Source organism: Singulisphaera chitinilytica, assembly GCF_049331405.1.
In the GTDB taxonomy this organism is placed as follows: Bacteria; Planctomycetota; Planctomycetia; order Isosphaerales; family Isosphaeraceae; genus PoT.
Window position 1 is genome coordinate 3,633,211 of the sequence record NZ_CP186274.1, and the last position, 14,228, is coordinate 3,647,438.

Annotated in this window: 11 protein-coding genes; 8 read left to right on the plus strand and 3 right to left on the minus strand. The window is 63.5% G+C overall.

Going from position 1 to position 14,228, the window contains the following annotated elements:
• Positions 1 to 116: 116 nt before the first annotated feature.
• The 6 genes from ACOYYX_RS14665 (at position 117) to ACOYYX_RS14690 (ending at position 8,528) form a co-directional block, all read left to right on the plus strand.
• Positions 117 to 2,195, plus strand: coding sequence for a thioredoxin domain-containing protein (locus tag ACOYYX_RS14665; RefSeq protein WP_422930650.1), 2,079 nt, complete (start codon positions 117 to 119; stop codon positions 2,193 to 2,195).
• Positions 2,196 to 2,438: 243 nt separating this feature from the next.
• Entirely contained in the window at positions 2,439 to 3,935 is a 1,497-nt protein-coding gene (locus ACOYYX_RS14670) for a S41 family peptidase (RefSeq protein WP_422930651.1), read from the plus strand.
• 77 nt (positions 3,936 to 4,012) lie between these two features.
• On the plus strand, positions 4,013 to 5,071 hold the full coding sequence (gene tsaD, locus ACOYYX_RS14675; RefSeq protein ID WP_422930652.1) for a tRNA (adenosine(37)-N6)-threonylcarbamoyltransferase complex transferase subunit TsaD: 1,059 nt from the start codon (positions 4,013 to 4,015) through the stop codon (positions 5,069 to 5,071).
• 428 nt (positions 5,072 to 5,499) lie between these two features.
• Positions 5,500 to 6,216: an HAD-IA family hydrolase gene (locus ACOYYX_RS14680; RefSeq protein WP_422930653.1), complete on the plus strand. Its 717-nt coding sequence runs from the start codon at positions 5,500 to 5,502 to the stop codon at positions 6,214 to 6,216.
• Between the two features lie 214 nt (positions 6,217 to 6,430).
• Positions 6,431 to 7,540 (plus strand): UDP-3-O-(3-hydroxymyristoyl)glucosamine N-acyltransferase, encoded by a 1,110-nt coding sequence (gene lpxD, locus ACOYYX_RS14685; RefSeq protein WP_422930654.1) that lies wholly within the window; start codon positions 6,431 to 6,433, stop codon positions 7,538 to 7,540.
• Positions 7,541 to 7,622: 82 nt separating this feature from the next.
• Positions 7,623 to 8,528, plus strand: coding sequence for an LpxI family protein (locus ACOYYX_RS14690; RefSeq protein WP_422930655.1), 906 nt, complete (start codon positions 7,623 to 7,625; stop codon positions 8,526 to 8,528).
• A gap of 104 nt (positions 8,529 to 8,632) precedes the next feature.
• Here the strand turns inward: ACOYYX_RS14690 and ACOYYX_RS14695 are convergent, their stop codons facing one another.
• On the minus strand, positions 8,633 to 10,210 hold the full coding sequence (locus ACOYYX_RS14695; protein WP_422930656.1) for a sigma-70 family RNA polymerase sigma factor: 1,578 nt from the start codon (positions 10,208 to 10,210) through the stop codon (positions 8,633 to 8,635).
• A 220-nt stretch (positions 10,211 to 10,430) separates the two neighbouring features.
• Positions 10,431 to 11,198, minus strand: coding sequence for an AAA family ATPase (locus ACOYYX_RS14700; protein WP_422930657.1), 768 nt, complete (start codon positions 11,196 to 11,198; stop codon positions 10,431 to 10,433).
• A 322-nt stretch (positions 11,199 to 11,520) separates the two neighbouring features.
• On the opposite strand from ACOYYX_RS14700, the gene ACOYYX_RS14705 reads away from it, so the two are divergent.
• Positions 11,521 to 11,730, plus strand: a complete 210-nt coding sequence (locus tag ACOYYX_RS14705; RefSeq protein WP_422930658.1) for a hypothetical protein — start codon at positions 11,521 to 11,523, stop codon at positions 11,728 to 11,730.
• 109 nt (positions 11,731 to 11,839) lie between these two features.
• Positions 11,840 to 12,634 (plus strand): glucosamine-6-phosphate deaminase, encoded by a 795-nt coding sequence (locus tag ACOYYX_RS14710; protein WP_422930659.1) that lies wholly within the window; start codon positions 11,840 to 11,842, stop codon positions 12,632 to 12,634.
• A gap of 105 nt (positions 12,635 to 12,739) precedes the next feature.
• On the opposite strand, the gene ACOYYX_RS14715 is transcribed toward ACOYYX_RS14710, so the two are convergent.
• Positions 12,740 to 14,170 (minus strand): MFS transporter, encoded by a 1,431-nt coding sequence (locus ACOYYX_RS14715; RefSeq protein ID WP_422930660.1) that lies wholly within the window; start codon positions 14,168 to 14,170, stop codon positions 12,740 to 12,742.
• Positions 14,171 to 14,228 lie beyond the last annotated feature (58 nt).

Sequence of the window (14,228 nt, forward strand, 5' to 3'; positions counted from 1 at the left end):
GTGCCCGCGCCTTGTGCGAAGTAGGATCGAGCCTCCCCGGGCGATCGCGTATGATGAGACATGCCTGGGTTCGGAAGTGACCCGACATGGCCTCTCCCTCTCGACGAGTCCGCAACATGAGCCATCCGCAGAGCGACCGTCCCGCGAATCGACTCGCCGGGGAAACCAGCCCGTACCTGCTCCAGCACGCACACAACCCGGTCGAATGGTATCCGTGGGGGCCCGAGGCCCTCGCCAGGGCCAAGGCCGAGGACAGGCCGATCTTCCTCTCCGTCGGCTATTCGGCCTGCCACTGGTGCCACGTGATGGAGCGAGAAAGCTTCGAGGACCCGCAGATCGCCGCATTGATGAATGAATATTTCATCAATGTGAAGGTCGATCGCGAGGAGAGGCCGGACCTCGACCAGATCTACATGGCCGCCGTCCAGGCCATGACCGAGCACGGCGGCTGGCCGATGTCGGTTTTCCTGACGCCCGACCTCCAGCCCTTCTACGGCGGTACCTACTTCCCCCCCACGGAATCGCGAGGGATGCCGGGCTTTCCCCTCGTCCTCCGGAAGGTGCATCAGGCCTGGGTCGAGCGCCGCGACGACATCGTGCGCGCCGCGGGAGACCTGACCGAGCGGATCTCCCTCATGGGTGCCATCCCGCCGGCGCAAGGGGGCCTGGAGATCAAGCTGATCGATCAGGCGGTCGCCCACCTCGGGCAGGTCTTCGACCCGAAGTTCGGCGGGTTCCAGGATCACCCGAAGTTCCCGCACCCGATGGATCTCCGCCTCCTGCTTCGCCACCACGTGCGGACCGGCGACGAACAATCGCTGCACATGGTCCGACTCTCGCTCGAGAAGATGGCGCGGGGGGGGATCTACGACCACCTCGGCGGCGGCTTCGCGAGGTACTCAACCGACAGGCGCTGGCTCGTGCCGCACTTCGAGAAGATGCTCTACGACAATGCCTTGCTTTCGACCACCTATCTCGAGGCCTATCAACTCACCTCCGAGCCCGAGTTCGCCCGCGTCGCTCGCGAGACGATGGATTACATCCTGAACCGGATGACCGGCCCCGGCGGCGAGATCTACTCGACCGAGGATGCGGATAGCGAGGGTGAAGAGGGCAAGTACTACGTCTGGACCCTCGCCGAGATCCAGGAAATCCTCGGCCACGACCGGGCTCGGGCCTTCGTGTACGTCTACGACGTGACCGAGTCGGGGAACTGGGAGCAGAAAACCGTCCTCAACCTCCCCAGGACCCTGACGCAGGCCTCGATCATGCTGGGCCGGGATCCGGAGGAGTTGCGGACTCAGATCGCCGAGGATCGGCAGAAGCTGCTCGAGGTCCGCGAGCGAAGGGTCCCGCCGGGCAAGGACACGAAGGTCCTCGCCTCCTGGAACGGCCTGATGATCGCGCCGCTGGCCGAGGGGGCCCGCATCCTCAGGGATGATCGCTACCTGGCCGCCGCGCGTCGCGCCGCGAGGTTCCTGCTCGAGAACATGACGACGCCGGAAGGCCTGATCCTGCACGCCTACAAGGATGGCCGTGCTCGCTTCAATGCCTACCTCGATGATTATGCGAACGTGATCGACGGGCTCACGCGCCTGTACGAGGTCAGCGGCGAGGTCGAGTGGCTCGATGCCGCCTTGAAGTTCGTCGACGTGATCCTCGACCGCTTCCTCGACAAGGAGGCCGGCGGGTTCTTCTACACCGGTCGGGACCACGAGTCCCTGATTGTGCGACAGAAGGATTTTCAGGATAACGCCGCGCCCTCCGGCAACGCGATGGCGGCGACGGCCCTCCTTCGCCTGGCGGCACTCACAGGCCGCAAGGACCTGGAGTCGGTCGGTCGTCGGGTCCTGGAGACGATTCAGCTCTTCCTGGACAAGGCCCCGATGGCGATGGGGCAGAGCCTCCTGGCGCTCGACCTCCTGCTCGCGCCTTCGAGCGAAATCGCCGTCTTCGCGGGGTCCGATGCCTCCGAGTTCCGCGAGGCCCTCGAGACCGTCTACTCAACCTTTCTGCCCCACAAGGTCGTGGCGCCGGTGCTCGCCGCAACCGCGAAGGCGTCGAGCGTTTCCTTGCCGTTGCTGGAGGGCCGGGAAGCTCGCGACGGTCGGACGACGACGTATATCTGCGAGAATTCCGCCTGCCAGGAGCCGATCGTGGGGCTGGAAGGCCTCGCGGCGGCCCTCCGGTCGTAAGTCGACGGAGGGGATGTGTGGTTACCCGGGGGATGCCGGCACCTCGGCGGCATCCTCCGGGGGCCTGCCGAATTCGGATTCCAACGCCGCATAATCGTCCGGCTTGTCAGCTTGCGTCGCCGATTGCCGATCGACTAAAGTAACAACGAGATGATCCGGCGCGGGCGCCTCTTCTGACAAACAGGAGTTGTCATCCGTTTCGTTCGCTGCCGAGAACGTACGCTCTGAGGAGGGCCTCGAGACATGTCCCGCCGCAACGTCTTCGCGTTGGCGATGGTCGGTGCACTCACCACGCTCTGCTGGCAAGCGAGCCAGGGCGCCAAGCCCAAAGACGAGATGATGGAGCTCTACGGCGTGTTCGTCGACGCCGTAGAGCAGGTCGAATCCAATTATGTTCGGCCGGTCAACCGACGCGAGCTGCTCGAGAGCGCCCTCAAGGGGATGCTCACGAATCTCGATCCTCACTCGTCATATATCAACACATCAGAATGGAAGCAGTTCAAGCGGCAGATCGAGGGCAAGTTCGGCGGGATCGGCATCCAGGTCGGCATGGACCAGGATACGAACCGTCTCAAGGTGATCGCCCCGATGGTGGGCACCCCGGCCTATGAGGCGGGGGTACTCTCCGGCGACATCATCATGGAGATCGACGACCAGTCGACCGAGGGCATGACCCCGGACAAGGCCGTCGAGATCCTGACCGGCCGCCCCGGCACGAACGTCAAGCTCCAGGTGCTCCACGAGGGGGACGAGAAGACCGACACGCTCACGATGGCCCGCGCCATCATCGACGTCCCCAGCGTCCTCGGCGACAAGCGAAAGCCGAACGACCAGTGGGACTTCATGTATGACAACGACAAGAAGATCGGCTACATCCGCATCACCAGCTTCATCCAGAACACCACGGATGAACTGAAAAAAGCGCTGGCGGAACTGAAGGAAGCCGGTGCCAAGGCCCTGATCCTCGATCTTCGGGATAACCCGGGCGGCCTGCTGGGTGCGGCGGTCGAGGTTTCCGACCTCTTCGTGGACGACGGCAAGATCGTCAGCACGAAGGGCCGGAACACGATCGGCAAGTCCTATGAGGCCCAGAAGGAAGGCCCGTACGAAGACATCCCGATGGCCGTGCTGATCAATCACAACTCGGCCTCCGCGGCCGAGATCGTCTCGGCCTGCCTCCAGGACCACAATCGAGCCGTGATCATCGGCGAGCGGTCCTACGGCAAGGGCTCGGTGCAGAACATCATCGACCTGGAAGACGGCAACAGCGTCCTGAAGCTGACGGTGGCGACGTATCAGCGTCCCTCGGGCAAGAACATCCACCGCTTCAAGAACGCGAAGGCATCCGACGAGTGGGGCGTCTCCCCGTCGCCCGGCCTCGGCCTCGACCTGAACCGGACCCAGTACGAGAACTGGTTCCTGGGTCGTCGCGACCGCGACCTCCACACGATGGGCAAGCGTCGGCCCAAGGCCCCGGGCGAACGTGCTATGCCCGAGGCAAAGGATGAGGCCAAGAAGCCTGAAGGCGAGAAGCCCGAGGCGAAGGATGAGGCCAAGAAGCCCGAAGCCGAGAAGCCGGAGGCGAAGGATGAGGCCAAGAAGCCCGAAGCCGAGAAGCCCGAGGCCAAGCCTGAAGAGGCGGCCAAGGAGCCCAAGGAAACGCCATTCGTCGACAAGCAACTCGAGCTGGCTCTCAAGGTGATCAAGGAGAAGCTCGAGGCTCCCATCGCGAAGAAGTGACCCAGGTTGCAAATCGATCCGATTCCCCGGACCGCCCCGGTTTTTCCGACCAGGGCGGTCTCTTTTTTTCGAGAGTCATGCCTGACCGCCGACTTATCCTGCTTGCAATCGAGACGACCTGCGACGAGACGGGCGCGGCCGTGCTCGAAGGGCCGGCTCCGCCCGACCTGGGCGTCCCTCGGATCCTCTCGAGTAAGGTCTCCTCGCAGATCGACCTCCACGAACGATACGGCGGCGTGGTCCCCGAGATCGCCTCGAGGGCGCACGTACGTCACTTCCTCCCGGTGATCGACGAGGCCTTGAAGGCCTCGGGCGTGGCGATCGGGGACGTCGGCGCGGTGGCCGTCGCGACGAGGCCGGGCCTGGTCGGCTCCCTGGTTGTCGGACTGACTGCGGCGAAGGCGTTGGCGTTCGCACTCGGCGTCCCGCTGATCGCCGTCGATCATCTCGAAGCCCACTTGTACGCGTGCCAGCTCGCGTTCCCCGAGGCCTCCGTCTATCCCTGCATTGGCCTTGTCGTCTCGGGGGGGCACACGAGCCTCTTCGTCTGCCGAGGGCCGATCGAGTCGGAGTTGCTCGGCGGCACGATCGACGACGCGGCTGGGGAGGCCTTCGACAAGATTGCGAGCCTGCTCGGCCTTGGCTATCCGGGCGGGCCCGAGATCCAGCGCGTGGCCCAGGGTGGGAATCCTCGTGCGTATTCCTTCCCACGTTCCTTCCTGCACGACGATCGCATCCAGTTCAGCTTCTCGGGCCTGAAGACGGCGGTCCTCTACGCCCTCCGGGGGCAGGACGGTCGCGGAGCCGAAAAGCCGACGCCCGAGGTGGTGGCCGACCTCGCGGCGAGCTTCCAGGAAGCCGTCGTCGATATCCTCGTGGCCAAGAGCCGTCAGGCCCTCCGGCAGACGGGTCTGAAACGTATGGGGATCGGCGGAGGGGTGGCCGCCAACGCCCGGTTCCGCGAGCGGATCCAGGCGATGGCGCGGGAGGAAGGGATCGAGCTGTTCATCCCACCCATGTCCCTCTGCACGGACAACGCGGCGATGGGTGGGATCGCATATGCCAAGCTAGCGGCCGGGCAGGTGGCCGAACTGGATATCGACGTGACTGCGGGATTAATCAGGCCTGGTCGCTGAGGGCAGGGGAGTGGGGCCCCACTCGCCACCTCGGGCCACTCTCGATTCAACGACGCGTAATCGATCCGCTCAGGACGGAGGGTGGCGACGGGCCGGGGGTGGGAAGTGGGGGCCGGATCGGAAGGCTCTTTGCTGCTGGTCGAGTGTATGCCGACGCTCGAGGGCGTGCGACTGTGCCTGGGGGATCGCCCTGACGGGCGTGGATTGGCTATGAGTGGGTGGCCGCAGCCTGATCTCGCTCATGGGAAGGTTCCTCACGAGGCGGTCGCATCATGCGGTTGGGATGAGGTTCCATTCCTCTCCGTGGTGACGTAAACACGTTGCCGTCAGGGTGTCGGATGCGAGTCGTCGGTTCCTTCGGGATCACTCCCTGGAGTCTTCCCTCGCGAGTTGGAACCACTCGCTTTGTCGTAAAGGAAGCCGAACGAATGTTGTCGGATCAAAAGACGGGGACAGGCTTTGGTGGTATCGTCCTCGACGCCGTCGGAACCTTAATCGAAGCTCATCCGCCGGTCGCCGAAGCGTACATCGCGGTGGCGCGTCGGCAGGGGGTGGAACTCGAGACCGACTTGGTGCGTTCCCGCTTCCGCGAGTTCTTCCGCAAGGACGACCTGGCCAACGAGAGGGGACCGCTCGCTACCGACGAGGCGACCGAACGTCGACGCTGGCAGGCGATCGTCGGCGGGGTCCTGGGCGACCTGCCCGACTTCGACCGGGCCTTCGACGAGCTCTGGTCGCACTTCGCCTGCCCTTCGTCCTGGCGCTGTTTCGATGACGTCGGCCCGATACTGGCCGAGCTTCGGTCTCGAGGGATCCCCTGCTGGATCGCCTCGAACTTCGACTCCAGGCTCCGGGACGTCGTCGCCGGGCTCGAGGAGTTGAGGCCGATGGGCGAGCATCTCGTTATCTCGTCCGAGGTCGGTTACAAGAAGCCCCACCCCGCGTTTTTCGACGCCCTCGTCGCCAGATGTGGGGTCGAAGCGGGCCGATTGCTGAGCGTGGGTGATGACCTCGAGAACGACGTCCTGGGGGCGATGCGGGCGGGACTGCGTGCGGTCTGGATCGATCGCGGGAACAAGGCGGATGGGCAGAATCCCCCGCGGATTTTCGACTTGCGCGAGGTCACGCGGTTCCTGGAAGGTTGAGCCGTTTTCTCAAGTTCAAAGTGTGGAAACCGCCTCAAATGCGCCGATAAGAGAAGAGGAATCGACTCGACTTGCCGCCAGCGGACGTATGGATTACGATCCGCCCCCGGTTGCCAAGCCGATCGCAAGTCGATCCGTTGGTTCGCCGGATGCGGGTAGCATCCTAGCAATCCGGTTCCCGTCCGTTCCTTTCAGGGAAGAAAGGAAGTCGCACGTGGTCGCAACGGTGGAACAGCTCGCGGCCCTAGTCAGGGGTCGCCTCGTGGGCGACGGCAGCATCTCGATTCACTCGGCTCGGCCGGTCGAACAAGCTGGCCCAGGCGACATCACGTTCATCGAGAACGAGCGGTATGCAAAAATGCTCCGCACGTCTCCGGCGTCTGCCGCCATCGTGGGTCCGCACTTCAAGCGGACTGCCGCGACCCCGGCCGTCCCAGTGATCATCGAGGTTGAGGATCCGATCCTCGCGTTCCTCGCTGTCCGTAGCCACCTGAAAGGCGCTGATAAGCCCCGATGGACCGGGGTCCACCCCATGGCCTGGGTGGCCCCTTCCGCTCGAATCGGTGCCGACGTGGCGATCTACCCCTTCGTTTACGTCGGGGAAGATGCCGTGATCGGCGACGGGACGACGCTCCATCCCGGAGTCGTCGTCGGAGATCGCTGCACGATTGGTAAAGACACGATCGTCCACCCCAACGCCGTCCTCTATAGCGACGTTAGTCTGGGCGACCGGGTCGAGGTCCACTCGGGCACAATCCTGGGTGGCGATGGCTTCGGCTATCGCCAGGTCGAAGGGAAGCACGTCAAGGTGCCGCAGACGGGCCGGGTCGAGGTCGGCAACGACGTCGAGATCGGCGCAAACTGCACCGTCGACCGCGCGACCTTCGAAGCCACCCGGATCGGCGAAGGTACGAAGATCGACAACCTGGTGATGATCGGCCACAATAACCAGATCGGCCGACACAACATCCTCTGCGGCCAGGTGGGTATCGCCGGGAGTTGCAAGACCGGCGACTACGTCATCATGGCCGGCCAGGCCGGGATCAAGGACAACACCGAGATCGGCGACCAGGTCGTCGTCGGTGCCCAGGCGGGCGTCCATCGCAACGTCCCGAGCGGACAGCAGATCCTCGGATCGCCCGCCATCCCGATCCGAGAACAGCGCCGGCTCTTCCAGATGATCGCGCGGCTGCCGGACATGCATCGGCAGATTCGCGAGCTCTCGGCCCAGGTGGAAATGCTCACGTCCTTGCTCCCGGATCAGGAAGGATCCGAATCCGAGAGCCGTGGACTCGACCATGACGACGACGCGGCGGGACTTTGACGGCCCGCCTCGCCGACGCCTGAACGCGGCCGGTTGGACGATCGTTTGCGGACTTCGCGCATATCTAAAGGATTCAGGTCCGATGTCTGTTCTCACGCACAAACGTGACCGGATTGCGCATCGTCGTGATTCCCAGGCCTCAGCGCGCCCGATCGGACTGCTCGCCGGCAGCGGCCGCTTCCCCATCCTCTTCGCCGAGGCAGCCAAGAGGCAGGGGCTGAGCGTCGCCTGCGTGGGTATCCGCTACGAGGCCCACGAATCCCTGCGCGAGCTCTGCTCCAGCTTCGAAGAGGTCGGCGTCTCCAAGCTCGGCCGGATGATCCAGGTCCTGAAGAAGCAGGGCGTCGAAGAAGTCGTCATGGCGGGTAAAGTCACGAAGAACGTGATGTATACCCCCAGACGCGTCCTCCAACTCTGGCCCGACTACCGCATGTTCCGCATGTGGTATTACACCTGCCGGGCCGACAAGCGGGACGACTCGATCCTGCTCTCGGTCATCGCCGAGTTCAATCGAGACGGGATGGATTTCACGTCGGCCCTCGACTATTGCCCGGAGCTACTCGTGAAGGAAGGAACACTCACGCGTCGTCCCCCGACGTCGAAGGAACTCAAGGATATCCAATTCGGCTGGCACCTGGCCAAGGAGATGGGCCGGCTCGACGTGGGTCAATCCGTGGCCATCAAGGAGCAGGCCGCCCTTGCGATCGAGGCGATTGAAGGGACCGACCGCTGCATTGAGCGGGCCGGCATCCTCTGCCGCTCTGGGGGCTGGACCCTGGTGAAAGTCGCCAAGCCCCAGCAGGACATGCGGTTCGACGTCCCGACCATCGGGACCTCGACGATCGAGAACCTGCACAAGGCAGGCGCCCGCGTCCTCGCCATCGAGGCCGACAAGACGATCGTCATCGACCAGTCGGAGGTCGTCGCCCTCGCCGATCGCTATGGCCTGACCATCGTGGCCCTGCACGGTGAACAGACCGCGGCCTGAGCCAGGGGCCTGTCGGATCGGGAAGACTTGGAATTCGAAGACGAGGGGCGGCTCATGCGCTGAGCCGCCCCTCGTCTTTGCTCCTTTCGAATTCATTCAGCGGTTCATTTCGTCTTCTTTCGCGTGATGACGAGCCTGGCGACCTGGTCGCGAAGGGCTCTCAATGTGATGCCTTGTTCGGACTGGAGCCTCCCCCATTCCTGTGACGCAGGGTCGAGGTCCGGGTGAGTGAGTCGCACTTCGATCTCGTGGCGAGGGTTGGCGGGGCCGAATCGAGGAATGTCCTGGTCGGTGACTTCGAAGACGAGGTTCTCGTCAGATGGGATGTTGTCGAGTACCCAACGTCCCGCCGAGTCGGTGACCACGGCGTCATCACCATCGGCCAGGGAATAACTGCGCACAGGGCGCCTGCCGGGCTTGCCATCGGCAAGGTGGAACCGAAACGCGGTTTGGTCCCTAACCTCGATCTTCACGCCTGGGATCGGATCTCCCCGCTCGTCGACGACTACGCCGCCGATCTTCGTGCCGCGAGTGAGTTGGAAGGTAAATTGCTCGGGGATCTGGTCGCCGTCGCTCTGGAACTCCTTGGCCCACATCGCATGCAAAGAGACAAACCCGGGTTTGCTGACCCAGATCCGAAGATCCTTCGGTGTGTCGGCGAGTTTGAGCTTAGTGAGCCCCGAAGCGTCGGTGAATTGCGTCACGTTCTCGATTCGTGTGATTGTTTGCTTACGCTCTGGATCCGAAGTTGTTCGGGCGTAGTTCTGGAAGATCCGGGCATTCTGAATGGGCTTGAGATCCGCATCCACGACTTTCAAGGTCAACGTTCGCCCGAACTCGGTGTCCTTGCCTCCTGAGGCATGACGGGATTCGGTCCCCTGGCCCGTCCCGAATAGCGGACCGGCCAGGCACGCGAGGATTCCTACGACGACAGCGAGCTTTCCCAGGACACCTGGCAGCACGAGGCTGGGCAACATCTGAGACAGCCCGGAGAAGACGCCGCTCGCGGCAGCCCTCGATAAGGCTTCACCCGCCAGGTCGGTCGTCCTTCGGATTAGGATGGTCGGGACCTCGACGCGAGCCGTCAGGGCGGGCAGGGGGAGCACTAGGTTCAGTCCCGTTCCGGATCCAAACCCTCGTCGCCGTAAGCGAGTTCGCAAGTGCTCGCGGCCTCGGGCGAGGCGGCTCTTCACGGTGCCGACGGGGCATCGCAGGATCCTGGCGGCTTCTTCATGCGTCTTCCCTTCCAGGTCGCAAAGGATCAGCGGTAGGCGGTGTCGCGCGGACAGCCGCTCGATCTCATCATGAACCGACCGCCTGAGGTCGGTAGCCTCATCGGCTCCCTGGCGATGGGTCGCGATCATCTCGCCGGCCTGTCGCTCGTGTCGCTGGCGACGGGTCTCGGTCGCCTGGCTCTTCATCGCAGTCCGGCAGGCGACACGATGTAGCCAGGGGCCGATCGACTCCTGAACCCAGAGCGTGCGAGCGTTGCGCAATAGGGTAAGGAACGTCGACTGGAAGGCATCGTGGGCCGCATGCTCGTCCTGGAGCCTGGCCCGGCAGACGCCGAGGACCATCGGCCCGTGCCGTTCGAGCAGGGTCTCGAACGCGCATTCACCCGATTCGCCCGGATCGGCCACGAAGCGCTCGAGCAGTTGACCGTCGGGCAGGAGTCCGAACATGCCTCGCTGTTGGAGGCTGGAAATCCAGCGCGGTCCCGAAACTCGTGATTGCGAAGCCACAGTTCATGCTCCGATCGGCCTTCGGTTGCTGACCGTGGATAAAGCCTCGGGAGCGTCGGAACGTTCCATCTTTCCTGCGAGTTGTCGGAAATGTCGGGACGCGAGGCCCTCGGAAGGGCGAGGTTCGATGTGTTGTCGGCCGATTTGGCGGAGGAAGGGATCAGACCGCGAAACCTTGAGCACGGTCGGACGACGAATCCGCCCTAGGCAGCCCGGCCTTCACGGCGGAGCTGATCACCTCGGCGGCGATCTCGAGGCCGAGGTTGTACGAGTCGAGGACCATATCGTAGTTGTGCGGGTCGGACGAATTCGCCCGGTGCATCGTGCGGTCGAACTGGAGGCGGCGGCGGTCGAGGTCGCGGGCCGCCCGCTTGGCCGTGCGGACGGAGACCCCCATCCGTTCCGAGAGGCGGAACGCCCTCGACTTGATCGGTGAGATGATCCGGACCGACAAGGTTTGCTCGCGAGGCAGGAGGTAGTTCGCACCTCGGCCGACGATCACGGCGTTGCCCGCGCGACCGATCGCCTGGACGAGCTTGGCCAGGTGGTCGAGGTAGGCCTCTTGCGGGGCATAGTGCTCCTCGCGGAGGGGCAGGATCCAATCCTGAACGACGCTCGGGGCGAGCTCGTCGTACATCCGCACCTCGTCGACCGAGAGCTCCATCCGCTTGGCGATGGTCTCGAGGATCTCGTGGTCGTAGATGTCCCAGCCGAGCGAGCGAGCCACGAGGCGCCCGATCGTTCCGCCGCCCGAGCCGGCCTCTCTGCTGATGCAGACGTTGCGGAAGCGGGCGATCGCCGGTTCCGTCGGCGAGGAGCGGACCGGATCTCCGTGGTATCCGAAGAGCCATCGCGCGAACGCACCGGGCCAGGCTCGGATCCCTTCCGACTCGTCAGCTTGGTCGTGGTGATAGGCTTCGGCCGACATGTTGCGGTCCTTTTCTCGCTCCGACCCACTGACCTCAGTGTAGCGCCTTGTTTGTGGAAAGGAAAGGAGCGCCTAACTTCGGTCGAATTGCTCTGTAAGCCTTACAATCGGCCCGATCTGGTGCGAGTCGACAAATTTTACAACTTTTTCCTCAAGTCCTCCAGCGTTAGCACTTTTGGAATTCCCGTTTCGGAGCAGGATCCATGTGGCACACCCTTTGCCTTACTCTTCGGCCGACAACACCTGATCGCCGTGGAGAGCGATCTTTACGGACGTCCCTTTCAGGTGTTGTTCTTTCTCGAATCGAAGGGAAGGCGAAGACATGGCTAATCGACAGAACACGCTGCTGTGGATGAAGGACCTGATCGAGCACATGACCCAGTGTCACGAGCAGCTCCAATGGGCCGGGGACGGACAGACGGAATCCTACCTGACCGAATCCTTGATGGTGGATCTCGCCCAGTGCCAGCGCCTCTGCGAAGAGCTGAAGCAGCGGCCCCGGAAGGCTCGGAAGTTCGCCATCACCGCCTGAGGGCAAAGCTTGTTGCCGCAACGAGTCGACCATGGTCTCGATCCGTGTTCGCGGATAACTTGGACGATCCAGGTACGAATGATTCGACCCTCGATCGAGACCCTTGGCCATGAGCCTGACGGAACCGAAAGCCTTCGCCCAATTCTCCATCGACCGTTTGAAGGTCGTTGTTTACGAGGATCGGGCACTTGCCGGACGAGCCGCGGCGCTCGACGTCGCCCGAACGATCTCGGAGCGACAGGCGGCTGAATCGACCACGCGGATCGTCTTCGCGGCCGCACCCAGTCAGAACGAATTCCTCGCAAATCTCATCGCCTATTCCGGGATCAACTGGTCGAGGATCGTCGCCTTCCACATGGACGAGTACCTCGGCCTGGGACCCGACCACCCCGCATCGTTCCGACGCTACCTCCAGGAACACCTCTTCCGCCTCGTCGACCTCTCGCCGGACCGACTCCACCTGATCCCCGGCGAGGAGACTGAACGCCCCCTCGCGACCTGCCTCGCCTACGAGGACAAGCTGAAGGCGAACCCCATCGACATCGTCTGTGGCGGGATCGGCGAGAACGGGCACATCGCGTTCAATGACCCGCCCGTGGCCGATTTCCTCGACCCCGTCCTGATCAAGGTTGTCCGCCTCGACAACGCCTGTCGAGTCCAGCAGGTCAACGACGGCTGCTTCGAGGAACTCAAGGACGTGCCGACGCACGCATTCACCCTGACCGTGCCGGCGCTTCTCTCCGCCGCCAAGCTCTCGCTGATCGTCCCCGGCCCACGCAAGGCCGAGGCCGTCCTCGCCACCCTCCGCGGCCCAATCAGTGAAGCCTGCCCCGCCTCCGCCCTCCGCAACCACCCCGACGCGACCCTCTACCTCGATCGCGACTCGGCCAAATTCGTCCTCTGAGTCGAAGCCGGAACCTCGCCCACCTCTCCCGACGAGGCCTCGCTCGGCGCAAGAGACCGCCCACCCCGACGAAGATCGAAGTGGGCGTGGAAAGTTACCGCAAGCTCATTCGGGCAACGGCTGCCCCTTCGTCTCGGGCGCGAAGGGCAGGGCGATCAATCCCAGGATGAACACCCCGCACATGGTCACTCCCGCATAACGGAGGGGAAGTGTAGGGTCGATCGAGTTGTAGCCGGAGAACACCTTGCTCGAGAGGAGACCCAGGGTCCAGGGTCCTACCGCAGCCACGAGCCTGCCGACGTTGTAGCAGAACGATGTTCCGGTGCTTCGCAGCCGCGTGGGGAAGAGCTCGGGGAAGTAAATCGCGTAACCGCCGAAGAGCGAGAGCTGGCAGAACCCCATGATGGGGATCATCCAGAAGATGTCGCTGAAGCGGTTGATATACCAGAAAGTCAGCCCTGTCGAGACCATCGCGAGGATGAACGAGACCGCGAAGGCGGGCTTTCGGCCGGTGTAATGCGTGATCTTGCTGAAGGCATAGATCCCGAAGAAGGCACCGAAGTTCTGGAGCAGGGATGTCATCCCCGTCCAGAACGTGAGTTTTCCATTGACGTACTTGGTCAGATCCGCGCCGGCCAGACCTTTCTGAGTCGCCTCGGTGGTGAAGTGGGCCGAAAACACCGAGCGAATCAGATCGAAGCTGAAAAAGCCGATACCCCAAAGCCCCACCACGCCCGCGAACGCCAGCAACATGCCGACAATCGTGTTCCTCCTCCAGCGGGGATTGATGAACAATTCCTGGATTGATCCGAGTTTCGGCTCGTCGGCCGCAAGCTCGGCACTGGCACGCTTCGCAGCGGCGGCTTTCCAGCGATCGGGTTCTTTGAGGCGGCGGAAAATGAAGAGCGAGAGCAGGGCGGGAAGTACGCCGATCACGAACATCGCCCGCCAGGCGCTGCCGATGGCACCAGACTCTTCCATCTTCCCGAGGCCCATACTGATGAGGGCTGCCAGCATATTGCCGACCGCGGATAGCGCCTGGAGCCAGCCCAGGGCGAAAGGGCGTGCGCGATCCGGCATGACCTCCGCGACGAGGGAAACTCCCACCGCGAATTCACCGCCGACCCCCAACCCCGTCAAGAAGCGATAGAAGGCGAAGTCATAGACGCCCGTTGAAAGTGCGCTCAGGCCGGTGAAGGCAGAATAGAGCAAGATCGTGATCAGCATGGTCTTGGCGCGACCGATGCGATCTCCCAGAATCCCGAAGATCAAGCCGCCGAGCGCCCAGCCGACGATGAAGATCGCCGTGGCCTGGCCGCTATATTCGCCGATCCTCAAATCGCCGGGTTGTGCCCCGAGCAACTGGGTGATGGCGGGCTTTCGGGCAAGGTTGAAGAGTTGCTGATCCATCGTGTCGAAGAGCCAGCCGAGCGCGGCGACGATCAGGACGAACCAGTGGTATCGCGTCAGGCCCTGGTACCATGGACCGCCATCATCCTTGCGCGGGGGAGCTTCGGTGGAGCTCTCGAAGTGCATGGGGACTGTCTCCGGATGGATCGAGGTAGGACTCGGCTGACCGTCGATGCGTCTCTTC